Below are 22,958 nucleotides of genomic sequence, written 5' to 3' on the forward strand. Positions count from 1 at the left end.
GGGTCAGGCCCCGACGAAGCCCCGCACGAGGTCGATCACTTGGTCGACCTGAGCGTCGGTCAGGTCAGGGAACATCGGCAGGCTGATCTCCTGCTCGGCGTAGGTCTCGGCGACCGGACAACTGCCCTTGGTGTGACCCAACTGCTGGAAGAGCGGCTGGTGATGCACCGGGATGTAGTTGACCTGGACGCCGATCCCACCCTCGCGCAGGTGGTCGAACAACTCACGTCGCCGACCGTCCTGGATGCGCAACGGGTACAGGTGCCACATCGGTGATGCGCCCTCGCGGTGCGCGGGCAGGATCAGTTCGTCGATTCCGGCAAGGCCGTCGTTGTAGCGGTCGGTGATCTCCTGACGACGCGTCTTGAACTGTCCCAGACGCTTCATCTGGTTGGATCCGAGCGCGGCGAGCACGTCTGGCAGACGATAGTTCAGGCCCATCGAGGTGACCTCGTAGTACCAGCCGCCGTGCTCGTCCATCAGCTCCGGCTTGCGCTCGTAACCGATGCCCTTGAACAGTCGGGCGCGGTCGACGAGGCCGGCGTCCGGCGAAACCACGGCCCCGCCCTCGGCGGTGGTGAGGTTCTTGGTCGGGAAGAAGGAGAACGTCGTGATGTCGGCCAGCGATCCGACCGGCACACCGTTCAGGCTCCCGGCGATGCTGTGCGCAGCGTCCTCGAGCAACAGCGCACCGTTGTCGTGCGCCAGCTTCTTCAGCGCGGGCGCGTCGATCGGGTGCCCGGCGTAGTCGACACCGGCGATGACCTTCGTGCGCTCGGTGATCTTCTGCGCGACGGACTCGGGGTCGAGGTTGCCGGTGTCGGCGCTCACGTCGGCGAACACGATCTCGGCACCCTGCCACATTGCACACGTGGCGGTGGCGAAGAAGGTGAGCGGCGTGGTGATCACCTGGTCGCCGGGCTGCAGTTCGAGCGCGGCATACGCGGTGTGCAGCGCAGCGGTTCCGGACGTGACCGACACCGCCCGATGCTCCACTGCGGCCACCTTCGCGACATCGTCCTCGAAGGCGTCGACGACTGGACCGGTGGTCAGCCAATCGCCACGCATGACCGCAGCGACAGCCTCGATGTCGCTGTCGTCGATCGACTGCTTTCCGTACGGCAGCACCATCAGATGCCGGACTCCAGCAGCTTGCGAATGTCGTCGGCGTCGATCCAGATGTCGTTCTTGTCGGAGGCGCAGTGGAAGCCCTCGGGCACCGGCACGGCGTCCTTCGGCGGTTCGTAACCCCAGGTCGCGACCTCCGGCTGGAGGATGTAGTACTTGCCGTCCATCACCATGACGGCGCGTCGGCCTTCCTCCTGGGAGATCATCTCCTCGTGCAGCTTCTCGCCGGGCCGCAGGCCGATGTCGTGCATCTTGGCGCCGGGAGCGATCGCCTGCGCGAGGTCGGTGACCTTGTGGGAGGGGATGTGCGGCACGACGAGTTCGCCGCCCTGCATCATCTCGAAGGTGTCGAGCACCATCTGCACCGCGTCGGGCAGGGTGATCAGGAAGCGGGTGCAGCGCAGGTCGGTGATCGGCAGCGACTCGCCAGCGGTGGCCAGCGCGCGGAACTTCGGGATGATCGAGCCACGCGATCCGGTGACGTTGCCGTAGCGGACGACCGCGAATCGGGTCGGGTAGGCGGCCGCGTAGTGGTTGCCGAGCACGAACAGCTTGTCGGCGGTGAGCTTGGTGGCGCCGTACAGGTTGATCGGGCTGGACGCCTTGTCGGTCGAGAGGGCGACCACCTTCTGCACACCGGCGTCGATCGAGGCCTCGATGACGTTCTGGCTGCCGAGCACGTTGGTCTTCACGAACTCGTGCGGGTTGTACTCGCCGGTGTCGACCTGCTTCAGCGCGGCCGCGTGGACCACATAGTCGATGCCGTGCATCGCCCGGCGCAGCCGGTCAAGGTCACGGATGTCCCCGATGAACCAGCGCAGTCGTGGATCGTCGCCGAACATCTGACGTGCTTCCCACTGCTTGAGCTCGTCACGCGAGTAGATGACGACCCGCTTGGGGTTCACGTCCTGCAGCAGACGGGTGATGAAGGCCTTCCCGAACGAACCGGTTCCACCGGTGATCAGGATTGACGAACCCTCGAGGATGCTCACGTGATGACTCCCGTGCGACGCGCGTGTGATGACAGGACAGCCAGCTGCCTGGCCTCGAGCCGCCGGGAAGGCTCTCCGAGCGCCGGGCATCCGGGCGGTTCAGGCTAGCATTGAGCGGCCCTCGACTGCTTCAAGGCACGGGGGGACCGCCACGACCTGATCGAGCCAGTCAACGCAGGGAGAGGGGGATCCATGTCACTCGCGTCCGCCCGCGAGCACCGGACGGCAGTGGTGTCCGCGAGAGCACGCGAGGAGATCCATGTTGCGGTCCGCGTCGACGCGAGCGCGAACATCGGCGTCGGGCACGCGGTGCGGTGTCTCGCCCTCGTCCAGGAACTGAGCCGCAGGTCTGTCCGGGTGACCGTCTTCGGGATGCTGGACATCGGGTGGGTGGCGGACGCGTACGAACGCCTCGGCGTGCCGGTCATGTCGCCCTCGCAGATCGACCGTGCACATGTCACGCACGCCGTGATCGACGGTTACGACATTTCCCCGGAACTCGGTGCGGGCTTGCGCAGCAACGCAGTTCGCGTGCTGGCCATGGTCGACGACGAGTTCGGGGCAGGCCAGGTCGCCGACGTGTACGTGGACCAGAACTACGGTGCCCGTCCCCACGTCGGCGGCCCGGACGGGTCCATCGCACTGGCCGGTCCGCCGTACTCGCTGTTGCGTGACGAGGTCCTTGCGGTCCGTTCGGCTCCCGTCCTCGAGCACACCCGCGTCACCTCGGACGCCGCGCCGCGAGTCCTCGCCGTCTTCGGCGGCACCGATCCCCACGGAGCCGCCGAGGTACTCGTTCCCATGTTGGTCGAAACCGGCGCGCCGATGCAGCTCACCGTGGTGTGCCCCGACCCGGCACGTGGCGCCCGGCTCAGTTCCGTCCCGGTACAGGGACCGCACCAGCACGTCACCGTCACCGCGGTTCTTCCGAACCTTGCCGCGACGGCCGCCGCACATGACGTCGCGGTCAGCGCGGCCGGTTCGACCGTCTGGGAGTTGCTCACGATCGGCACCCCGACCGCGGTGGTCTGCGTCGTGGACAACCAGGAGCCCGGTTACCGGGCAACCACGGGGTCCGGGCTGGTGGTGCCGGCCGGTCGCCTCACGCGGTTGCGAACAGGCGACTGCAACGAGCGAGAGGCTGGAGTCGAGTCATTGGCGAGACTGCTGACAGACGGGCAGCTTCAACACCATCTACGCCGGCGTGGGATGGCACAGTTCGACGGGCGCGGCCGCGAACGCGTGGCGGATGCGCTGCTCGATTCAGCGCAGTTCGTAGACGGTCACGGTCGGCGAACGCCAGATGACGTCGGCGTACCTGGCGAGATCGGCTGACACCGCCGACGCCCTGCGGTCGGCGTACAGGAACCTCACTCCGTATGCACGCAGGGCAGCGACGCTGCGCGCAGTCGGCGCCCGAAAGACCGACTCGTTCAGGGCGTAGGCCCGCTGGTCGTAGTACGGCTGTTGGAGGAAACTGACGCCGGCGGTTCCGGAAGCTCGTCCACTCGCGGTGTAAGCCCAGGCTCCGATGAACGCCGGCGATCGCGTCAGCGCCGCGGGCCAGAACGCTCGCGGATCGCAACGCGGCGTGGTCCTGATACGCGAACAATGCACGTTGGTCGCCATCGGGGAAGCATTCACGTTCGCCCGCGCCAAAGCGGCCGCCCCCCTGATCTCGTCCTGATTCAGGTGCGTGCCGCGAGCCACGCCGCCGGTGTGCCATTGCGGGATCGGGTCTTGGGCGAGGACGTGAGCGGTCGGTGCCACAGCGAAACCGAGGATGCTGAATGCAAGCACCGCGCCGACCACCACGCTGATTCGATCGCGACGCAGCAGGAGGATCACGGTCATCACCGCCGTGACGAACAGCACAACGACCATCGGGAGCAGCCAGGACAGCTGGAGCAACGGCTCCTTTTGTTGCATGGCGGACGTACTCTGCGTGAACTCCCCGATCCCAGCACCCGCGACCGCGCAGACTGTGATCAGCGCCGGCGCCCTGCGGGCGCCGAGCACGCCGATCAGCCGCCGCACCACCGCGATCGCGCCCCAACCGAGGAAGGCTGCGGTCACCGGCACGATGCCCCTCATGAAGTAGACTTGGGAGAACGCAGGGTGCTCGATCAGGAACATAGCCAGGAGTGCCGCGACCATCATTCCGAGGTAGAGCACCGGCGCAGGATCCCTGCTGCCACCCACGGTCGCCGCCACCAACGTGACGGCGAGATAGGTGCCGACGAAGGCGGCGACCAACAGCGCCAGTGTCACAGATCCGGGAGGCGGATCAGTAGCCAGCGAAGCCGTCCAGATCCTCGACCGACGTGCGGTGGCACCCGGCTCGATGGTCGACCCGCCGCCGCCGCCCGCGAACAGTGGCCTGGAGCTGACAACGATGGCCGCCCCGACGGCCAGTAACGACACCGGCCGCACCACGTCATGCCAGACGGCGCGGCGGCGGATCACGGCGACGATGGTGACGATGGTGACGAGACCGACCCCACTGAGCAGAGTCGGCAACAAGGACACTTTCGAACCCGGGCACAGCAGGAGCACGTAGATCGTGAAAGCGAGCATGTCCGGTCGCCGTTCATTCGCCCGCAGCACCATGCACAACACGAAGGTGGCTAGGACAGCGACCGGAAGCGAGAGCGTGTTGGACGGGCTCAACCAGTACGCGACCGAGGAGGCACCTGGGTCGATACCCCGTACGAGGAGGACCGACGGGGCGAGCACCGACAGCGCTGCTGCAACGAGGCCACCCGCAGCAGAACGGGACAGGTAGGCGGCCAGCCCGTAGACGAGCAACAGCATTGAAGCGACGACCGGGACGTACCAGAAGACGACGGCGGCCTTCTCCAGTTGAACACCGCTCGCGATCGTGAGCCCGGCGGCATGTGCGTTGCTGAACCAGTGGTAGTCGAGCGCACCGTCCGCGAGGGACTGCGGGTCGTTCGGGGGCACGTGATGCATCGCGTTGGCGGTGATTGCGGTGTGCCAGTACATGTCGGGATACCAACGCATGGTTCCGCCGAGCGGGGTGATAGACCACAGGCCGGCGGTCAAGGAGCGAAGAAACAGCACCCAGCTGAACAGCAGACCCAGGCTGGCCCACCAAGGCATTCGTGCGGGAACAGCCCGGCGTCGTCCGTCGGCCTCATCATGTGCCTCACCGCAGGACCCGTCGGCCGGTTCATCCTGTCGGCCGAATCGACCACGAAGCAGCGCCATCGCCCCTGCGATCAGACCGGCGAACACCAGCGGAACGATCCACTGCAACCACGGCAGATGCAGGCGCACGGCGAGCGCCCAGCCGAACAATTGGGCGCCGAGGCCGGTGACGAAAGCCGCCCCGATTCGAACGACCGCGTGCCCCAGCGGCACCCGGCGGACGATGAGCCATCCCGGCACCAGGATCGTGCCGACGGTCGCCGCCCACAGCCGGGACTGATCCGCCCAGCCGAGTTCGTACTTGTGCAGAACGGCGCTCGTCGCGACGAGCGCCACCACGATGCACGCCGCACCCACCCACCGGTCGAGCGTCTGCGTCGGCCGTCCGTCCTTCGACGGGTCGTTCGAGCCTTGTTGCTCTGCCCGCGCAGGGAACGAAGAGATGGGCGACGTCATGGCGTGGGCCTTCATTTCAAGAAAATGTCGGGGTGAGCTTACGGGTGCACATGTCAGTTGCGCGTGACGAGGCGGTGCTTCCGTGTCGCGTGCGGCCGATGCAGTCCGCCGCACCCATGGCTAAGCTCGAGACGCCCGGGTCCGGCTGACCTGTCGACCCGGGATCCTGTCGCCAACTTCCAGGAGCCCGACCGTCTCACCGGTCGTGTCCGACTCGGAGGAATCCTTGCCCCGCACACGCGTTGTCATCCAGTCCCGTCTGAACTCCTCGCGCCTGCCCGGCAAGGCTCTCATGACGATCGCCGGGATGCCGCTGATCGAACTCGTCGCCCGCCGGGCCGCGCGTTCAGGCCACGAGGTGATCGTCGCGACGAGCGAGGAGCATTACGACACCCGCATCACCGATCACCTCGAACGAGTCGGCGTGCCGGTGATGCGCGGTTCGTTGGACGACGTCCTCGGACGCTTCGTCACCGCAACCGCGGACATGGATGACGACGATCGCGTGGTCCGCCTCACGGGTGACAACCCGGTCGCCGACGCCGATCTGGTGGACGAGTTGCTCGCGGCCATGGACGCCGGCGGGAACGCGTACGGTCGCGTCGACATCGACCGAGTACCGGAGGGGCTGGGTGCCGAGGCGTTCTGGGTGCGCGATCTGCGTCGCGCGGACGCCACTACCCGCGAGCCGTACGACCGCGAGCACGTCACCCCCTGGTTGCGGCGCAACCTGGGTGAGTTGCTGTTCGTGCCAGAGGACAACCCGGGTGATCCACTGCGTTACCGCTGCACCGTCGACGTCCTCGGCGACTTCGACCGCATCGCCCGGCTGTTCGGCAACGTCACCGACCCCGTCGGCGTGAGTTGGAGCGAACTCATCGACAAGCTCGGCACACTGATCGCCGCAGAGGGTGGCACGGTGCCGGTTCGCTCACACCGCCAGTTCGTGCAGTCGGCGGTGACACTCGGCGGAACCCAGTTGTCCGGCCCCTTTGCCAGTGCCCCGCCCGAGGTCCGCCAGATGTTGGCTCGCGCGGTGGACCACGGAGTTACCCACGTCGAGGTCGGCCGGGCAGACGGAAACGCCGAGAGGATTCTGCGCAGTTGCGGAGAGCCGCAACTGACCCAGCGGCTCGGGTTCATCTCGCGGCTCCAACCACTGCTCGCCGGTGACGCATCGGTGGCCCGATTGGGCGCCGAGGCCAGCCTCGAGCGGTCGTTCGCCGAACTCGGTCGTCGACGCGTCGCCGCCGCTCTGCTGAGCGGCGTCGAGCAAGTGGGGGTAGGCGGGGGTGGCGCGTGGGAGCGCCTGCAGGAATACCGCGCGACGGGCGAGGTGGGCGCCGTCGGGGTCAGCCTCGCTCACCCCAGCGAGGCCGAGGCCCTGAGCGAACTCGACGGCCTGGACTACCTCGAACTCCCGTACAACGTCCTCGCGCCGGCCCTGCCACAGGCCGTCCTCACGCTCGCCGACAGCGGTGTCACCGTCCTGGCGCACTCGGTGTACGGCGGGGGCGCTCTGCTCACCGGTGATCACCCGCGGTCCCTGGCGCTACTCGAAGCGGCCCGCGCTGTCGGCCGGGAAGGCGTTGCAGACCTTGCCGTCGCCTATGTCCTGGGCCACCCTGCCGTCGCGTCGATCGCCCTCGGCGCGATCACTGATTCGCAGATGCGGTACAACCTTGATCTGTCATCACGAGAACCATTGTCCGACAACGAAATCCAGACAGTCCGGGAGATGCTTCGATGAAGCTCGCACGGATCCTGCCTCGGCTCGTTCAACGCGACGCCACCGCCCCGGCGGTGACCTACTACGACGACGCGTCCGGTGAGCGCATCGAACTGTCGGCGAAGGTGGTGGCGATGTGGGCCTCGAAGGGGTCTCACTGGCTCACCGACGAGATGCTCGTCGATCCGGGCGGACGGGTCCACCTCGACCTGCCGGCCCGGCACTGGCGGGCGATCTACTGGGCGTTCGCTGTCTGGTCGATCGGTGCCGAGGTGTCCACGACCGAGGCCGACAGCGACGCAACCGTCTCCATGCATGGCGTCGGCGACCTGGTCGAGCCGGTGGCGTCACTGGCTGCCAGTGACCTCGCCGGCTTTCCCGACCAGTTCGGTCCCTCGATCGAGGCAGCACCGGACGACCTGGCCCTCGATGGCCGGACCTTTGCGGATGTCCTTCCTGCCGTGCCGGCATCCGAGCGAGTGATGCTCGTGGACACTGATGCCGGCGAGACGCTCCGCATCGCCGCAAGCACCCTTGCGGCAGCAGGCTCTGTTGTTCTCGTACGCAATGAGGACGAGTCGCGTCGTGCTCGACGGGTTCTCGATGAAGGCGTGGACCGTGTCGTGAGTGTTTCGCCGGGCTGAGGTCAGCCCTTCGCGGCAGCCGTGGAGTCGGTGGATGCTCCTGCGGACTTCTGAGCCCGCTCGGCATCGCGCTGCAGACGTCGGCGAACACGGCTGTCCTGACGTTTCAGCCGAGCCTCGTCGCGGGCGGCGTCGCTCTGCTTGTGGTGATCCTTGCCCATCAGGTCGGACATGTATTTCTCGACGACGTCCTCCATGGGACCGTCCATCTCGAGGCCGCCGTCCTTGAGGTAGAGCCCACGAGTGCAAAAGCGCAGCAGATCGCCTTCGGAGTGCGACACAAGGAACAGTGTGCGTCCCTGGTCAAGCAGGTTCTCCATGCGCGTGTAGCACTTGTTCCGGAATGCGGCGTCTCCGACTGCCAGCACCTCGTCGACCAAGATGATCGGCTCGTCCAGACAGGTGATCACCGCGAACCCCAACCGCACCTGCATGCCCGAACTGAAGTGCCGGTAGGGCACATCGAGTCCGTCACGTACCGCCGGCCCGGCGAAGTCGACGATCTCGTCGAACCGCTCGTCCACCTGCTCGCGACTCATCCCGTGCAGACCGGCGGTGAGGTAGATGTTCTCGCGTGCCGAGAGGTCGCCGATGAATCCACCGGTCAACTCGATTAACGGTGCCACGCCCTCGGTGACCGAGGCGCTGCCTTCGTCCGGCAACAGCGTGCCGGCGATGAGCTTCAACAGAGTCGACTTGCCTCCACCGTTTCCGCCGACCAGACCGACCGCCTCACCGCGACCGACGGTGAAGTTGATGTCGCGCAGCGCCCAGAAGGTCTCCCGATCGTGCGCGCTCTTGCCGGTGAAGATGATCTCGCGCAGCGACAGATTCCGCTTGCGTCCGCGCAGGAACTCGATACCGAGGTTGTCGACCGTGATGACCGGCTCGCCGACCGGGGTCTTCCACTCGACGGTGCCGGGGACGGTCGGGAAGTCGTAGTCCTGCCAGGTCAGTTTGTTCTCGGGGTCGTACCCGGGCGGGTCGTTCTGGGTCCGTTGCGGGCGCCAGGTCGTCTTCGGCGGTGCCTGTTCGCTCATGTCAGATCTCCTTCAGGACCGCAGGTTCCAGTTTCCGGAACACCCACATACCAACGATCAACCAACTGATCGAGATGACAGTGCCGGCCGCCCACGCGAGATAGTCAGGGTGTTGTTCCGGTCCGAGAAAACCGAGCCGGAACATGTCGTTGATCGCCGTGAGCGGGTTCAGTTGCTGAATCGGTCGAGCCCACGGGGCCTTCTCCTCCAGCAGATGCACCGAGTAGACGATCGGCGTCAGGTAGAACAACAAACGTAAGGCGATCCGGACAAGCCGTACGACATCGTCCACCAGGGCGGTGAGCGGAGCCAGAACCAGACCGACTCCGATGTTGAGGATCAACAGCATCGCGATCGCCGGGATCCAGTACACGATCCGCCAGTTGAGGTGGGTCTGGTCCGGATGCATGACCGCGAAGTAGGCCATGAAGCCGACCAGGATCGGCAACGAGAGCAGGAACTCGATCCCCTTCGACAACACCACCCGGATCACCCACAATTCGCGGGGCAGGTTGGTCGAACGCACCAGCAGACGTTCGGCATAGAGGGCACGAGAACTCTCATTCACGCACGTGTTGAACCAGTTCCAGGCCAACAGACCCGCCACCAGGAACAGCACGAACGGTGCTCCTTGGCTGGAAGAGACACCCCGGGTGCTGTAGATGATCCCGAAAACGAAGCCGTAGACGAGAGCGCTCGCCAGCGGGTCGATCAGGGTCCAGATGTAGCCCAGGAAACTGCGGGCATAGCGCACTCGTAGGTCGCGGCGCACCAGCGTGCCCAGCACTTTGCGGTGGTCCCAAATGCGCTCGAGACGGCTCATCTTCGACATATCCGGGCCAGCCTAGTCCGCGCGGCCGGTGTCGCCCGGACGCTCGCCGAGTGAGGTGTCCGACATCGCGTCGGGTTCATCGATCCGGATGCGGCTGGTCAGGAAGCCGTAGCCCCACGCCATGTGCATCGTGGCGAGCACGACCGGGACGCGGACCCGCACCTCGGCGGATTCGTCGGACGAGATCGCCAGACCGCCGGCCCCGATCGCCGCTGCGTACCCGCCCGGGATCGCCCAGAGCGGACGCCAGACGAAACCGCCGACGGTTCCCACTGCGATCGCGGCGAGCGCAACCGGTGGGGCGAGGTAGCGGGCGTTGATGGATCCCTCGTGGGTACGGGCCACGACACGGCGCCACTGGCCGTACTCGTAGTACTGCCGCGCCAACCGCCGCACGTTGGGGCGTGGACGGTAGGCCACCCGCATCGCGGGCGTGAACCACACCAGGCCGCCACGCTGCCGGATGCGGTAGTTCATCTCCCAGTCCTGGGCCCTGCTGAATCGCGAGTCGTAACCGCCGACCGCGGTCAACCAGTGCCGCCGGAAGACGCCCAGGTAGACGGTCTCGGCTGCTCCGGCCTCCCCACCGAGCTTGAACTTCGCCCCGCCGACGCCGAGCTTGCTCTTCATCGCGACTGCGACGGCCTTCTCGAACGGAGTGCGCCCGACTGCGTCCATGATTCCGCCGACGTTCGCAGCCCCGGTGTCCTGCAGGGTGCGTGCGGCGGTCACGAGGTAGTCGGACGACAGCACGCCGTGGCCGTCGACCCGGGCGACGATGTCGTAACGGGCGTGGGCGATGGCCGCGTTGAGCGCGTCCGGGGTACGTCCGCTGGGGTTGGACACGAGGCGGACTCGATCGTCCTGCGCCGCGATGCGCGCGGCCACCTCGTCGGTGCGGTCGGTCGAGGGACCGAGCGCCAGGATCACCTCGATCGGGCCGTCCCACCGCTGTGCGAGCACCGCGTCGACCGACTCCTGCAGATACGGCTCCTCGTCGAGGATGGGCATGATCACCGACATCCCGTCCAGCCGGTCGTGCGTGCCGTTCACCGGCTCCTGGTGGTTCCGCTGCGGGGGGTCGCCGGGTTCGGGATCGGTGGTTGGCACGCCCGTCAGGCTACAACCCTCTCTCAGGTTGCACCGCTACCCTTGCGCGGTGCCTGACGAAGACGATGCCCTGACTTTCGACACGCGGCCCGGCTCATCCCGCCGGCCGCGGCGGCGCCCGTCCCAGGACGAGTCTCGTGCAATCCCGGTGGAACGCAACGGTGCCGGCTCCGGCAACGGACCCGCGACCGCCCGCATGCCACAGCGGCCACAGCGACCACAGCAGGCCCGTCCCGACCGGGGACGTGCCGACCGTGCCCCTGGGGACGACTCCACCCAGGTGCTGCCTGCGGCCGGCGGCCCACACCAGAATGCCCGCCCGTCGGCTCAGCGTGACCCGGACTCGGCCCGCCGTTTCGCCGCGGCGGGCGGGCGCCCCGGTCCCGACGACACCCAGCGACTCCCGGTCGGCGGACGACGTCCCGCCGGACCCGCGCAGGGCGCACGGCCAGGATCACGCCAAGGCCCTCCCGGACCGCCGCCCGGTGGCCCCGGGTACGGCGGACGTCCACCGCGTGACGGCAACGGTGAGACAGGACCGGGACGCCCGCGCCGCAAACGCCGCTGGGTCAAGTGGCTGATGATCCCGTTGCTGATCATCGCGCTATGGGTCGGTGGCCTGCTGTGGGCGGCGAACAGTGCATGGAACAACGTGCAGAAGCTGGACGCTCTCCCGGCCGGTCAGCGTCCATCGGATGGCAAGGGCAAGAACTACGTCCTGGTGGGTTCGGACTCCCGAGCGGGTCTGACCAGCGAGGAAGCCTCCCGGCTGGGCACCGGCGGCAGCAACATCGAGGGCAAACGCACCGACTCGATCATGATCCTGCACCTACCCGACAGCGGCGGTCCGACCTTGGTCTCGGTACCGCGCGACAGTTGGGTCGCGGTACCCGGTCATCGCAAGAACAAGATCAACGCGTCCTACGCCATCGGCGGCCCGAAGCTGTTGATGGAGACCGTCGAGCAGTCCACCGGTCTGCGGATGGACGGTTACATGGAGATCGGCTTCGGCGGGTTCGCCAACGTGGTGGACGCCGTCGGCGGGGTGCGGATGTGCTTGGAGCGTCCGATGAAGGACGAGAAGGCGCACATCGACCTGCCGGCCGGCTGCCAGGACCTCGACGGCAAGAACGCACTCGGGTACGTCCGCGCCCGCTACTCCGACCCGCTCGGCGACCTCGGCCGGGTGACGCGTCAGCGTCAGTTCCTTTCCGCCCTGATGAACAAGGTCGCCTCCCCCGGCAACCTGCTCGTGCCGTGGAACCTCAAGGGCGTCGGCGAGTCCGGTGCGCAGGGTCTTGCTGTCGACAACGACATGGGGCCGATCACCGCCGTGAAGATCGCGTGGGCGTTGAAGAACGTCACCTCCTCCGGCCAGTCGGTGCAGATTCCCGTGGCGAACTCCGCCTACCCGACCTACGCCGGGGAAGCCGTGCTCTGGGACGACGCGAAGGCCAAGGAGCTCTTCGACGCTCTGAACAACGACCGCTCCCCCAACGTCGCTCCCTGAGCCCACGAAATCCGCGTGAGAAAGCGCCCTTCGCCGGGTCCGGCGAAGGGCGCTTTCTCACGCGGATTTTCTACTTCTTGAGCAGCTGACGGGCCATCACCATGCGCTGGATCTGGTTGGTGCCCTCGTAGATCTGGGTGATCTTGGCGTCGCGCATCATCCGCTCGACGGGGTGGTCCTTGACGTAGCCGGCGCCACCGAGCAGCTGGACGGCGTCGGTCGTGACCTCCATCGCGACGTCGGACGCGAAGCACTTGGCGGCGGCACCGAAGAACGGCAGGTCGGCGTCGCCCCGCTCCGACTTCGCGGCAGCGACGTAGACCATCTGGCGCGCGGCCTCGAGCTTCATCGCCATGTCGCCGAGCATGAACTGCAACCCCTGGAACTCGGCGATGGCCTTGCCGAACTGCTTGCGCTCCTTGACGTAGCCGAGTGCGTAGTCCAGGGCGCCCTGGGCGATGCCGACGGCCTGCGCACCGATGGTGACGCGGGTGTGGTCGAGCGTTCGCAGCGCGATCTTCAGACCCTCGCCCTCAGCACCGACCATGCGGTCGGCCGGGATGCGGCAGTTGTCGAAGTGCAGTTCACGGGTGGGCGAACCCTTGATGCCGAGCTTGCGCTCGGGTTCGCCGAACCCGAAGCCCTCGTCGTCCTTCTCGACCACGAACGCGGTGATGTTGCGTCCCCGCTCGCCGTCGGGGTCGGTCACCGCGAGCACCGTGTAGAACTGCGAGACACCGGCGTTGGTGATCCACGACTTCTGCCCGTTGAGGACGAATGAGTCGCCGTCCTTCTTGGCACGGCACTTCATGGACGCGGTGTCCGAGCCCGCCTCACGCTCGGACAGTCCGTAGGAGAACATCGCTTCGCCGCGGGCCATCGGCGGCAGGTACTTGGCCTTGACCTCTTCGGACGCACCGAGAATGACCGGCATCGAGCCCAGCTTGTTCACCGCCGGGATGAGCGAGCTCGACGCACACGCACGTGCGACCTCCTCGATCACGATGCAGGTCGCCAGTGCATCGGCACCTACGCCGTCGTACTCCTCGGCGACGTGCGGGGCGTGGAAGTCGGCCGCGACGAGGGCATCGAGCGCCGCCTGCGGGAACTCGCTCTTCTCGTCGACCTCGGCCGCGTGCGGGGCGATCTTCGCGTCGGCAACGGCACGCACCGCCTCACGCAGGGCTTCGTGGTCCTCGGAGATCTTGAACAGATCGAAGTCAGTGTTTGCGCTCACAGGCTCATCCTACTTTCGGGTACGTCCGGGCCGTTCGGCAGATGCCGGTCGACCTACTTCGCGGCGAGGGCGGGGATGACCTCGCGTTCGAACAGTTCGATGCCGCTGGTGTCGTAGGCGGCCTCGGCGAAGTAGGTGACGGCGTAGGTCATGCCCGCGTCCTGCAGTTGCTCGAACATGGCCACGATCTGCTCCGGTGTGCCGACGGCGGGCTGGGTCGCCATGTTCGCCCGCATCTCGGCGGCGCGCTCCTTCGGCAGACCGCCCTTGATCATGAGGTCCTCGTAGAACGCCAGACGGTCCTGCACCTGGGCGTCGTTCTCGCCGATCATCACGTTGTAGTTGGCCGATCGCGTGATCGCCGAGAAGTCACGGCCGATGTCCTTGCAGTGACCTTCGAGCACGGACGACTTGTTCTTGAAGCCATCGAGGCTGCCGTCGAAGTTGGTGTAATCGGCGTACTTCGCGGCAATCTTCAGCGTGACCTTCTCGCCACCGCCGGCGATCCACATCGGGATGCGATTCTCGGCGCTGGTGGTCTGCAACGGTTGCGGGTGGCAGAGGGCGCCGTCGACCTGGTAGTGCTTGCCGTCGAGCGTCGCCGAGCCCGTCGTCCACATCTGCCGGAAGATCTCGACACCCTCGCGCAACCGACCCAATCGGTCTCCTGCAGAAGGGAATCCGTAGCCATACGCACGCCATTCGTGCTCGTACCAGCCGCCACCGATACCCATCTCCACCCGTCCGCCGGAGATCACATCGACGGTTGCGGCGACCTTTGCCAGATAGGTCGGCTCGCGATAACTCATACAGGTGCACATCTGACCCAGGCGCACCCGGTCGGTGATCGCGGCGAAGGCGGACATCAGCGTCCAGGCCTCATGGGTGGCCTCCGGCAGCGGGTCCGGGGTGGTGTGGAAGTGGTCGTACACCCACAGCGACTCCCAGGCATCGTTCCGGTCGAGCCGCCGAGCAAGATCCGACATCGTCTTCCATTGGTCGGCCGGGTCGATGCCGACCAGGTCGAGCCGCCAGCCCTGCGGGATGAACATGCCGAAACGCATCGTGCGAAACCTCCGTGGACGTGTGTGTACCGCTGCCGGTTCACTCTAGAACCGGTGTCACCGGTTGTTCATGTCTCGTCGTGCGTCGATCCGGGGCGACTCATCGACACGGTCGGTAGCGTGTGCGCCATGTCTGACACACCGCGTCCTGCCGCTGTGAACGTTTCGTCGACCCGCGTCACCGTGGTCGGCACCGGGTACGTCGGTCTGTCGATCGCGGTCCTGCTCTCGCAGCGCCACCCGGTCGTCAGCTACGACATCGACGAGGGACGCATCGAGAGGCTGGGCCAGGGACGCTCCCCGATCGTCGACGACGAGCTCGAGGACATGCTGCGCGAGGGTGACCTCGACCTGACGTTCACCACGGACAAGGACACCGCTTATGACGGTGCGGAGTTCGTCGTCATTGCGACCCCGACCGACTACAACCCGAAGACCAACTACTTCGACACCACCACCGTCGACGGCGTCATCGCCGATGTCACCCGACTCAACCCCGAGGCGGTCATGGTCGTGAAGTCGACCATCCCGGTCGGCTACGTCATGGACGCCCGCAAGCGGTTGGACACCGAGAACCTGCTGTTCTCACCCGAATTCCTTCGCGAAGGTCGGGCGTTGTTCGACAACCTGCACCCCTCACGCATCGTGGTCGGTGAGAACAGCGAGCGCGGACGGCGGTTCGCCGACCTGTTGGTCGAAGCCAGCCTCGAACCCGACGTCGAGGTGCTGCTCACCGACCCCACCGAGGCCGAGGCGATCAAGCTCTTCGCGAACACCTTCCTGGCGATGCGCGTCGCGTTCTTCAACGAACTCGACTCCTACGCACTCACCCACGGGCTCAGCACCCGACAGATCATCGAAGGCGTCGGGCTCGACCCACGCATCGGACGGCACTACAACAACCCCTCGTTCGGGTACGGCGGGTACTGCCTGCCGAAGGACACCAAGCAACTGCTCGCGAACTACCACGACGTGCCGCAGACGTTGATCAGCGCGATCGTCGAGGCGAACCGCACCCGCAAGGACTTCGTCGCATTCGACATCATCGGCCGCGAGCCGAAGTCCGTCGGCATCCACCGACTGATCATGAAGGCCGGCTCGGACAACTTCCGCTCCAGCAGCGTGCAGGGCATCATGAAACGGTTGAAGGCCAAGGGGATTCCGGTCATAGTGTATGAACCCGAGCTCGCCGGGGAGACCTTCTTCGGTTCTCCGGTGGAACGCGACCTGGAAAGGTTCAAGAGCTCGGTCGACCTGATCGTCGCCAACCGCCGCGTGCCCGAACTCGAAGACGTCGCCGACAAGGTCTACACCCGCGACATCTTCGGCATCGACTCCTAAAAAGTCGTCCTGCCGCAACGTTGTCCGCAGTTCTAACCCGCCCATGAGCCGATGGGCAGTTGTGCCCGTTCCGTCCGCGCCGGCGGCCCGGGTCCTTTCGATCCGGGCCGCCGGCGGCGATCGGTCAGTCCCGACCGGCCAGTTCGGCGCGAAGCCGTTCGCCCTTGGCCGTCGCCTGAGCATTGAGGTCTTCCTGGAAGCGCAGCATCTCGCGGCGCAGGCGCTGTGCTTCTTCGTCCGAACCGGACGCGAGGATGCGGGCGGCGAGCAGTCCGGCGTTGCGAGCGCCCGCGACCGAAACCGTCGCCACCGGCACACCGGCCGGCATCTGCACGATCGACAGCAACGAGTCCATCCCGTCGAGGTACTTCAGCGGCACCGGCACACCGATGACCGGCAACGGGGTGACGGAGGCGAGCATCCCCGGAAGGTGCGCTGCTCCCCCGGCGCCTGCGATGATCACCCGCAGCCCGCGATCGGCAGCGCCGCGTCCGTACTCGATCATCTCGGTCGGCATCCGGTGCGCCGACACGACGTCCACCTCATAGGCGATGTCGAACTCGTCGAGCGCTTCGGCCGCGGCCTGCATGACCGGCCAGTCGGAGTCGCTGCCCATGACGATGCCGACGACGGGGTTCTGATCGTCTTGCGAACTCATTCGGTGATCACTCCCTGCAGGTAATCGGTCGCATGCTGTGCTCGCTCGCGCAGCGCGAGCAGGTCATCGCCGTAGACGTTCACGTGACCGATCTTGCGGCCCGGGCGGACATCCTTGCCGTACATGTGAATCTTCAGACCAGGGTCGCGCGCCATCAAGTGGCGGTAGGTCGGATACAACTCGGGATAGTCACCGCCGAGGACGTTGCCCATCACCGTCCACCGGCTCCGGGCCCTCGTGTCACCCAGCGGCAGGTCGAGCACCGCACGTAGGTGCTGTTCGAACTGGCTGGTCACCGAGCCGTCCATCGTCCAGTGGCCGCTGTTGTGCGGACGCATCGCCAGCTCGTTCACCACGTAGGCCGAGTTGCCGTCGGCATCGTCGATCTGGAACACCTCGACCGCCATCACGCCGGTGACACCGAGTTCTGCGGCGATGGTCAGAGCGTCGCGCGTCAGGCGTCCGGCGAGTTCTTCGTCGAGATCGGCAGCAGGGGCGATCACCTCGGTGCAGATGCCGTCGGTCTGCACGGTGTGCACGACCGGCCACACGGCGGCCTGCCCGCTCGGGCTACGCGCAACGAGCACCGCGAGTTCGCGCCTGAACGGCACCGCCTGCTCGATCAGCAGCTGCTCGCCACCCGAGAGACGGTCCACCCAATCGGACGCTTCCGCAACGCTTTTGGCCAGTAACACTCCCTTGCCGTCGTACCCGCCGCGCGGCGTCTTCAACACGACCGGCCAGCCGTGCTCGGTCGCGAACTGCTCCACCTGGTCGATCGAGTCGACCGCTGCCCACGGCGGACAGGGGATGCCGAGTTGGGTGAGCCGCGCCCGCATGACGAGTTTGTCCTGCGCGTTCGCCAGAGCGTCCGGGCCGGGGTGCACCCGCACCCCGTCGTCCACGAGCGCCCGCAGGATGTGCTGCGGCACGTGCTCGTGGTCGAAGGTCACCACGTCGCACTGGGCCGCGAAGGCACGGACGGCGTCCAGGTCGGTGTGTGCGCCGACCGGCGAGGACGGAACGACGAGCGCCGCCGGGTCGTCGCAGGACTCGGACAGCACCGTGAGGGTGACCCCCAGGTTCACCGCGTACGGGGCACACATCCGAGCCAACTGCCCGCCACCGATGATTCCGACGACCGGGAAACCTCCCGGAGCGCGTTGTGGAGTTCCGCCTGAGCTTCCCTGTGAATTCACAGCGCACACGATAACGAGGAACCGATGATCACCGACTACCCTCTCCTTGTGCAGCAGACCCCCCAGCCGACTCTCGTCCAGCGTCTCTGGCACGAGGTCGCGAAGTTCGGGATCGTCGGAGCCGTCAGTTTCGTGGTCGACATGGGTCTGTTCAATCTGTTGGTGAACGGCGCAATGGATTCGAAGATCACGACCGCCAAGATCATCAGCGGCGCGGTCGCGACCGGTGTCGCCTGGATCGGTAACCGTTTCTGGACCTTCCGTCACCGGCGCAACCGTCCGGTGCACCACGAGGTCGCGCTGTTCTTCCTGGTGAACGGGATCGCCCTGGGCGTCTCTGCGCTGTGGGTTGCGTTCACGCACTACACGCTCGGTCTCGACGGCCCGGTCTGGCTGAACGTCAATGCGTTCATCGGCATCGGTCTCGGCACCCTGTTCCGGTTCTGGACCTATCGGCGCTTCATCTTCTCCGCCGAGTTGGAGGACGAGGAGAACGACCTGGCGTTGGTCGACCAGCACACACCCGCTCGCGTCGACTGACGCCCGACGACAGATCTCAGTCGCCGAGCCCGATCGTCCGTTGCGGCGCCTCGCCTGCCGACAAGAACAACGCGAAGATCGCCGGTCGGGCACTGCGTAGCTCAAGTCGTCCGCCGGCCGCGTCAGCGAGGTCCCGGGCCAGTCCCAGTCCGAGTCCGGTGCCGCCGGTCGACACCTGACGGTCGAACACTTTCGGTGCGATTGCCGGGTCGACTCCCGCCCCGCGGTCGCTCACCTCGACCACCACGGACGGGCCGCTGCGGCGTGCTCTGACCTCGACGGTGCCCGACCCGTGCTGCAAGGCGTTCTCGAACAGCGTCGACAAGATCTGCGACAGCGCACTGCGCGTCACCATCACCCACAAACCGCGCTCCCCGCTGACCAGCACCGAGCGACGGGCGTCGGCGAAGGCCGGTTGGAACTCTCGCTGCAAGGCCGCGATCACCGAGTCGAGCGATGTCGCCGGCATGGACGCCGTCGGCGTGCTGCGGGCCCTCTGCAACAGTTGGTCGACCACGCCGTTGAGCCGCTCGACCTGGGAGATGCCGACCTTCGCCTCCTCGTGAGCGGCGGGCAGGTCGTCCGCTATCGAGATCTCCTCCAACCGCATCAGCAGTGCGGTCAACGGGGTACGCAACTGGTGGCTGGCGTCGGAGGCGAACTCTCGCTCCGCCGCGAGCGATCGGGTGAGCTCACTGGTGCGTCGTTCGAAGACATGCGAGATGCGGTTGACCTCGTCAATGTCCGTGCGCAGCGGCGTGAAGACGGCAGACCCGTCACCGAACAGTTCGGCTTGTGCGGCGAGTTGTTGCACCGGTTCGGAGACCGAACGGGCGGTGCGTCGTGCGAACACATAGCCGACGACCCCGGCGAGGATGCACAGGACGACGATCCCCAGGCGCCGCCACCAGCCGACCGCGAAGATCATCGACGGCAGGACGACGATCAGCAGGGCGACGACGACGGAGGCCGTGGCCTGGCGGACGAGTTTGTGCTGCACCGCCGGTCAGCTCTCGTCCGGTGCCTCGAATCGGAAGCCCACACCCCGGATGGTGGTGATGAACCGCGGGTCGGACGCATCGTCCCCGAGCTTGCGACGAAGGACGGACACGTGCATGTCGAGGGTCTTCGTCGAGCCGAGCCAGGCGGTCTCCCAGACCTCGCGCATCAGCTGTTCGCGTGAGACGACCTTTCCCTGCTCTCGGACGAGCACGCGGAGCAGGTCGAATTCCTTTGCGGTGAGCTGGAGTTCGTCGGATCCGCAGAATGCGCGCCGGGCTTCGGCGTCCATCCGTACCAGCGGGGCGCAGATCATGTCCTGCGGCGAACGACGCAGCAATGCTCGGGCGCGAGCCAGCAGCTCGGCGAGCCGGAACGGCTTGGTGACGTAGTCGTCGGCCCCCGCGTCGAGTCCGACGACGGTGTCGACCTCGTCGGCACGTGCGGTGAGGATCAGCACCGGCACGGGGTAGCCCTCGGCACGCAGCGTGCGGCAGACCTCCAAGCCGTCCATCCTCGGCAGGCCGAGGTCGAGGATCAGCAGGTCGGGGCTGTCGCGGCCGCCCTCGAGCGCGTCCTTGCCGTCCTGGCGGATGTCGACCTCATATCCCTCTCGGCGCAGTGCGCGCGCGAGCGGCTCGGAGATCGCAGCATCGTCTTCGGCCAGCAGGACTCGGGTCATGGCGCGAATCGTAGCCGTCACGGCCCCGGCCACCGCGGAGCACGCTTCTCGGCGAAGGCCCGGACACCCTCGGCGCGGTCGGGTGAGAACGCGGTGGCGTGCCAGCAAGCGTCCTCGATCTCCAGACCGGCGTGCAGGTCGGTGCCCGAGCCGAGTCGCATCGCCTTCTTGGCGTTACGAAGGCCCACGGGCGAGTTCTGCGCGATCGTCTCGGCGAGCTCGAGGGCTCGGTCCCGCGCTCCGCCGGCGGGTGCGAGTTCTTCGACGAAGCCCAACTCGTGCGCCTCCTGCGCGGTGAACTTACGGGCGCTGAAGATGACCTTGGCCGCCTTGCCCCAGCCGACCCGACGCACGAGCAGTTGGGTGCCGCCGCCACCGGGGATGACTCCGACCGAGACCTCCGGCAGACCCAGGGTGGCGGATTCTCCGGCGATGACCACGTCGCAGGCGAGCGCGATCTCGGCGCCACCGCCGAGCGCGAATCCGTCGACCGCCGCGATCGTCGGCACCGGCAGGTCGAGCACTCCGGTGTAGGCCGCACGGGCGATCGGACGCTGAGCGATGAGGTCGGCGTCGCTGAACCCGTTGCGCTCTTTCAGGTCAGCGCCGACGCAGAAGGCCTTCGGGTGGGAGCTGCTCACGACGACGGCCCGGACGCTCGGGTCCGCAGCGAGTTCGCCGGTGGCGTCCGCCAACGCGCGAGCCATCTGCGTGGAGACGGCGTTCATCGCCTCGGGTCGGTCGAGCACCAGCTCGGCGATGTGACCGTCGGCGTGGCGTCGGACGGTGATCATCGATTGAACTCCTCGTGGATGTGGGTATGGCTGCCGGTGCGGCTCACGGCTGACACGTTCACCTCGCCGACGCCGGCGAGTTGGGTGGGGCCGGCGGCGAACACGTCGACACCGTCGATCTTGCGCATCGCGTCGGCGACGTCCTCGTCGACCAGCACCTCGCCGGACGCGGCGAGCGCCGTGAGCCGGCTCGCCCGGTTGACCGTGTTGCCATAGATGTCGCCCTGCCGAGCAAGCACCCGGCCGGTTGCGACGCCGATCCGGATCTTGCGCAGCAGTGGGTCGGCTTCCACCGCCGCCAGCAGGTCGAAAGCGATCTGCACTCCCCCCGAGATGGTCCGGTGCGTGAACAGCACCTCGTCACCGACGGTCTTCACCACGGCTCCGCCGGCCTGCGCGACCACATCGGAGGCAAGCGTCTCGAAGCGGATCACCAGCAGCGCGAGGTCGCGTTCGCTCATCGACCGGACGCGTTTGGTGAAGTCGACCAGATCGGCGAATCCGACGGTGCGGACGACTCCGACGTGCGACTCGGGTTCGGCGTCGGCGACCATGCGCGCGATCGAGTTGGCGACATTGCGCCGGGTGACGTGCTCGACCAGCGGGACAAGGTGGTCAGCGACTGCGACCATGCGTTCGGCCACGTCGGCGGCGCGTTCCGTGTCGACCTCGAATCCTTCGTCGGCCAGCATCATGTCGCTGATCAGTTGCAGGGTCCACATCGCCATCCGGTCGGTGCTGCGACCGACGGCGCGGGCGATACCGATGGCGGTCTGCTCGTTGATCAGCCCCTGGCCGACCATCTCGACCATGCGACGGACGGCCTCGACATCGCGCTCGTTGAACACCACGTCCTCGTCACGTGCGTTGGCGAATCCGAGTGCACGCCACAGGCGCCGGGGGAAGTCGGAGTCGACGCCGGCCAGTTCACTGACGTCGGCGCGGCGCAGGGTGCGGGGGCTGTGCAGCAGTTGTTCCTCGATCCGGTCGACGAACCGGGCTCGGTCGACGGGGCGCAGATCACTGGCGGGTGGCATCGCCGGACGAACGTGCACCACGTCGCCGACCGCGTGCGGTGTGCGGGCGCCGTCGGACTGTTCGAGCACCAATCGGCCGGACTCGTCGATGTCGACGGCGACACCCTCGGCGTCCGCGGCGTGGGCGGTACTGACCTTCACGTGCTGCCCCACCGTGACGCACGCCGCCCGGTAGTCGTCGTCCAGATTGCTTGTGCCCCAAACTTTCTGGATCTCAGCAAGCTCGTCGAGGATGGCGACGATGATGGGCTCGCGATCCAGATAGACGCCGTTGATCGACAGCGAGGTTGCCGCGTCCGACGGCAGTTCGCTCTCGTTCTGCCACACGTTCAGACCGATGCCGACGATGACACCGGGATGTTCGCCACCCGTTGCCTCGCACAGGATTCCGCCGAGCTTGCGCCAGGTACCGGACTCGGTGCACACCAGAATGTCGTTGGGCCACTTGAGTCCGACGTCCAGGTGGGTCAGTCGGCTCAGCGCGGTGCGGACGCAGAGCCCGACCAGGAGTGGCACCCAGCCCCAGCGGCGGGGATCATCCGGCAGCGGAAGAGTTGCCGACAGCGCGATGCTCGAACCGTGCGGAGCGTGCCATTGACGATCGAGCCGGCCGCGGCCGGCGCTCTGGTGATCGGCGACCACCACCCGCCACGGACGAGGGTCGGCGCCGAGGACGGCATTGGTGGAGTCGACCGACCCGAGCACCTCCACGTCGTTCCACGGAGGAGAGGGCACGTCTCGGCGAAGCCGCTCGGACTCCAGGACGGGTGCCATGCGCACAAGGCTATTGTCTGA

Annotated in this window: 20 protein-coding genes; 6 read left to right on the forward strand and 14 right to left on the reverse strand. The window is 66.9% G+C overall.

What is annotated here, in order from left to right; genetic code table 11:
- Positions 1-3 precede the first annotated feature (3 nt).
- On the reverse strand, positions 4-1,131 hold the full coding sequence (locus FB459_RS14995; RefSeq protein WP_141929057.1) for a DegT/DnrJ/EryC1/StrS family aminotransferase: 1,128 nt from the start codon (positions 1,129-1,131) through the stop codon (positions 4-6).
- Positions 1,131-2,120, reverse strand: coding sequence for a UDP-N-acetylglucosamine 4,6-dehydratase (inverting) (pseB, locus tag FB459_RS15000; RefSeq protein WP_129625822.1), 990 nt, complete (start codon positions 2,118-2,120; stop codon positions 1,131-1,133). The genes FB459_RS14995 and pseB overlap by 1 nt, the downstream gene beginning before the upstream one ends.
- 192 nt (positions 2,121-2,312) lie before the next feature.
- Here pseB and FB459_RS15005 point away from each other — a divergent pair, with 192 nt between their 5' ends.
- A complete protein-coding gene (locus tag FB459_RS15005) occupies positions 2,313-3,455 on the forward strand; it encodes a PseG/SpsG family protein (RefSeq protein WP_129625823.1) in 1,143 nt (380 codons plus the stop codon).
- Here the strand turns inward: FB459_RS15005 and FB459_RS15010 are convergent.
- Complete coding sequence (locus FB459_RS15010) at positions 3,384-5,747, reverse strand: hypothetical protein (protein WP_129625824.1); 2,364 nt, start codon at positions 5,745-5,747, stop codon at positions 3,384-3,386. The genes FB459_RS15005 and FB459_RS15010 overlap by 72 nt on opposite strands.
- A gap of 226 nt (positions 5,748-5,973) precedes the next feature.
- Between FB459_RS15010 and FB459_RS15015 the strand changes: the two genes are divergently transcribed.
- Positions 5,974-7,497, forward strand: coding sequence for an aldo/keto reductase (locus tag FB459_RS15015; protein WP_129625825.1), 1,524 nt, complete (start codon positions 5,974-5,976; stop codon positions 7,495-7,497).
- Entirely contained in the window at positions 7,494-8,120 is a 627-nt protein-coding gene (locus FB459_RS15020; protein ID WP_141929058.1) for a TIGR03089 family protein, read from the forward strand. The genes FB459_RS15015 and FB459_RS15020 overlap by 4 nt, the downstream gene beginning before the upstream one ends.
- Positions 8,121-8,122: 2 nt before the next feature.
- On the opposite strand, the gene FB459_RS15025 is transcribed toward FB459_RS15020, so the two are convergent.
- The 3 genes from FB459_RS15025 to FB459_RS15035 are packed head-to-tail and all read right to left on the reverse strand — an operon-like array spanning position 8,123 to position 11,003.
- Entirely contained in the window at positions 8,123-9,160 is a 1,038-nt protein-coding gene (locus tag FB459_RS15025; RefSeq protein WP_129625827.1) for an ABC transporter ATP-binding protein, read from the reverse strand.
- A gap of 1 nt (position 9,161) precedes the next feature.
- On the reverse strand, positions 9,162-9,983 hold the full coding sequence (locus FB459_RS15030; protein WP_240796012.1) for an ABC transporter permease: 822 nt from the start codon (positions 9,981-9,983) through the stop codon (positions 9,162-9,164).
- Positions 9,984-10,004: 21 nt separating this feature from the next.
- Complete coding sequence (locus FB459_RS15035) at positions 10,005-11,003, reverse strand: glycosyltransferase family 2 protein (RefSeq protein WP_129625856.1); 999 nt, start codon at positions 11,001-11,003, stop codon at positions 10,005-10,007.
- Between the two features lie 148 nt (positions 11,004-11,151).
- Between FB459_RS15035 and FB459_RS17940 the strand changes: the two genes are divergently transcribed.
- On the forward strand, positions 11,152-12,612 hold the full coding sequence (locus FB459_RS17940; protein ID WP_246092472.1) for an LCP family protein: 1,461 nt from the start codon (positions 11,152-11,154) through the stop codon (positions 12,610-12,612).
- Between the two features lie 70 nt (positions 12,613-12,682).
- Here the strand turns inward: FB459_RS17940 and FB459_RS15045 are convergent, their stop codons facing one another.
- Together FB459_RS15045 and FB459_RS15050 are read right to left on the reverse strand one after the other, a co-directional pair.
- Entirely contained in the window at positions 12,683-13,849 is a 1,167-nt protein-coding gene (locus FB459_RS15045) for an acyl-CoA dehydrogenase family protein (protein ID WP_129625829.1), read from the reverse strand.
- 53 nt (positions 13,850-13,902) lie between these two features.
- A complete protein-coding gene (locus FB459_RS15050; protein WP_141929059.1) occupies positions 13,903-14,913 on the reverse strand; it encodes an LLM class F420-dependent oxidoreductase in 1,011 nt (336 codons plus the stop codon).
- A gap of 129 nt (positions 14,914-15,042) precedes the next feature.
- Between FB459_RS15050 and FB459_RS15055 the strand changes: the two genes are divergently transcribed.
- Positions 15,043-16,254 (forward strand): nucleotide sugar dehydrogenase, encoded by a 1,212-nt coding sequence (locus tag FB459_RS15055; protein WP_141929060.1) that lies wholly within the window; start codon positions 15,043-15,045, stop codon positions 16,252-16,254.
- 124 nt (positions 16,255-16,378) lie between these two features.
- Here the strand turns inward: FB459_RS15055 and purE are convergent, their stop codons facing one another.
- Both purE and FB459_RS15065 read right to left on the reverse strand, forming a co-directional pair.
- Positions 16,379-16,912, reverse strand: a complete 534-nt coding sequence (gene purE, locus FB459_RS15060) for a 5-(carboxyamino)imidazole ribonucleotide mutase (protein WP_141929061.1) — start codon at positions 16,910-16,912, stop codon at positions 16,379-16,381.
- Positions 16,909-18,111 carry a 5-(carboxyamino)imidazole ribonucleotide synthase gene (locus FB459_RS15065; protein WP_246092474.1) on the reverse strand — a complete coding sequence of 401 codons (1,203 nt, stop codon included), beginning with the start codon at positions 18,109-18,111 and terminating at the stop codon, positions 16,909-16,911. Before FB459_RS15065 ends, purE begins: the two co-directional genes overlap by 4 nt.
- Positions 18,112-18,135: 24 nt before the next feature.
- Between FB459_RS15065 and FB459_RS15070 the strand changes: the two genes are divergently transcribed.
- Positions 18,136-18,651 carry a GtrA family protein gene (locus FB459_RS15070; RefSeq protein ID WP_129625833.1) on the forward strand — a complete coding sequence of 172 codons (516 nt, stop codon included), beginning with the start codon at positions 18,136-18,138 and terminating at the stop codon, positions 18,649-18,651.
- A 16-nt stretch (positions 18,652-18,667) separates the two neighbouring features.
- Here FB459_RS15070 and FB459_RS15075 read toward each other — a convergent pair whose 3' ends face one another.
- Genes FB459_RS15075 through FB459_RS17945 form a run of 4 tightly spaced genes read right to left on the reverse strand, consistent with a single transcriptional unit; the run spans position 18,668 to position 22,937 of the window.
- Positions 18,668-19,651 (reverse strand): sensor histidine kinase, encoded by a 984-nt coding sequence (locus tag FB459_RS15075; RefSeq protein ID WP_240796015.1) that lies wholly within the window; start codon positions 19,649-19,651, stop codon positions 18,668-18,670.
- 6 nt (positions 19,652-19,657) lie between these two features.
- Positions 19,658-20,332 carry a response regulator transcription factor gene (locus FB459_RS15080; RefSeq protein ID WP_129625834.1) on the reverse strand — a complete coding sequence of 225 codons (675 nt, stop codon included), beginning with the start codon at positions 20,330-20,332 and terminating at the stop codon, positions 19,658-19,660.
- Positions 20,333-20,349: 17 nt separating this feature from the next.
- A complete protein-coding gene (locus FB459_RS15085; RefSeq protein ID WP_141929062.1) occupies positions 20,350-21,126 on the reverse strand; it encodes an enoyl-CoA hydratase/isomerase family protein in 777 nt (258 codons plus the stop codon).
- Positions 21,123-22,937 carry a biotin--[acetyl-CoA-carboxylase] ligase gene (locus FB459_RS17945; RefSeq protein ID WP_246092476.1) on the reverse strand — a complete coding sequence of 605 codons (1,815 nt, stop codon included), beginning with the start codon at positions 22,935-22,937 and terminating at the stop codon, positions 21,123-21,125. Before FB459_RS17945 ends, FB459_RS15085 begins: the two co-directional genes overlap by 4 nt.
- Positions 22,938-22,958 lie beyond the last annotated feature (21 nt).

The sequence above is a fragment of the Yimella lutea genome, from assembly GCF_006715095.1.
GTDB classification, from domain to species: domain Bacteria; phylum Actinomycetota; class Actinomycetes; order Actinomycetales; family Dermatophilaceae; genus Yimella; species Yimella lutea.

What these genes read in the sequence shown, in the direction of transcription:
- FB459_RS14995 (WP_141929057.1), bottom strand. Translation starts at nt 1,131, where the DNA reads ATGGTGCTGCCGTACGGAAAGCAGTCGATCGACGACAGCGACATCGAG.
- FB459_RS15005 (WP_129625823.1), top strand. Translation starts at nt 2,313, where the DNA reads ATGTCACTCGCGTCCGCCCGCGAGCACCGGACGGCAGTGGTGTCCGCG.
- FB459_RS15010 (WP_129625824.1), bottom strand. Translation starts at nt 5,747, where the DNA reads ATGACGTCGCCCATCTCTTCGTTCCCTGCGCGGGCAGAGCAACAAGGC.
- FB459_RS15020 (WP_141929058.1), top strand. Translation starts at nt 7,494, where the DNA reads ATGAAGCTCGCACGGATCCTGCCTCGGCTCGTTCAACGCGACGCCACC.
- FB459_RS15025 (WP_129625827.1), bottom strand. Translation starts at nt 9,160, where the DNA reads ATGAGCGAACAGGCACCGCCGAAGACGACCTGGCGCCCGCAACGGACC.
- FB459_RS15030 (WP_240796012.1), bottom strand. Translation starts at nt 9,983, where the DNA reads ATGAGCCGTCTCGAGCGCATTTGGGACCACCGCAAAGTGCTGGGCACG.
- FB459_RS15035 (WP_129625856.1), bottom strand. Translation starts at nt 11,003, where the DNA reads ATGCCCATCCTCGACGAGGAGCCGTATCTGCAGGAGTCGGTCGACGCG.
- FB459_RS15050 (WP_141929059.1), bottom strand. Translation starts at nt 14,913, where the DNA reads ATGCGTTTCGGCATGTTCATCCCGCAGGGCTGGCGGCTCGACCTGGTC.
- FB459_RS15055 (WP_141929060.1), top strand. Translation starts at nt 15,043, where the DNA reads ATGTCTGACACACCGCGTCCTGCCGCTGTGAACGTTTCGTCGACCCGC.
- purE (WP_141929061.1), bottom strand. Translation starts at nt 16,912, where the DNA reads ATGAGTTCGCAAGACGATCAGAACCCCGTCGTCGGCATCGTCATGGGC.
- FB459_RS15070 (WP_129625833.1), top strand. Translation starts at nt 18,136, where the DNA reads ATGATCACCGACTACCCTCTCCTTGTGCAGCAGACCCCCCAGCCGACT.
- FB459_RS15080 (WP_129625834.1), bottom strand. Translation starts at nt 20,332, where the DNA reads ATGACCCGAGTCCTGCTGGCCGAAGACGATGCTGCGATCTCCGAGCCG.
- FB459_RS15085 (WP_141929062.1), bottom strand. Translation starts at nt 21,126, where the DNA reads ATGATCACCGTCCGACGCCACGCCGACGGTCACATCGCCGAGCTGGTG.
- FB459_RS17945 (WP_246092476.1), bottom strand. Translation starts at nt 22,937, where the DNA reads ATGGCACCCGTCCTGGAGTCCGAGCGGCTTCGCCGAGACGTGCCCTCT.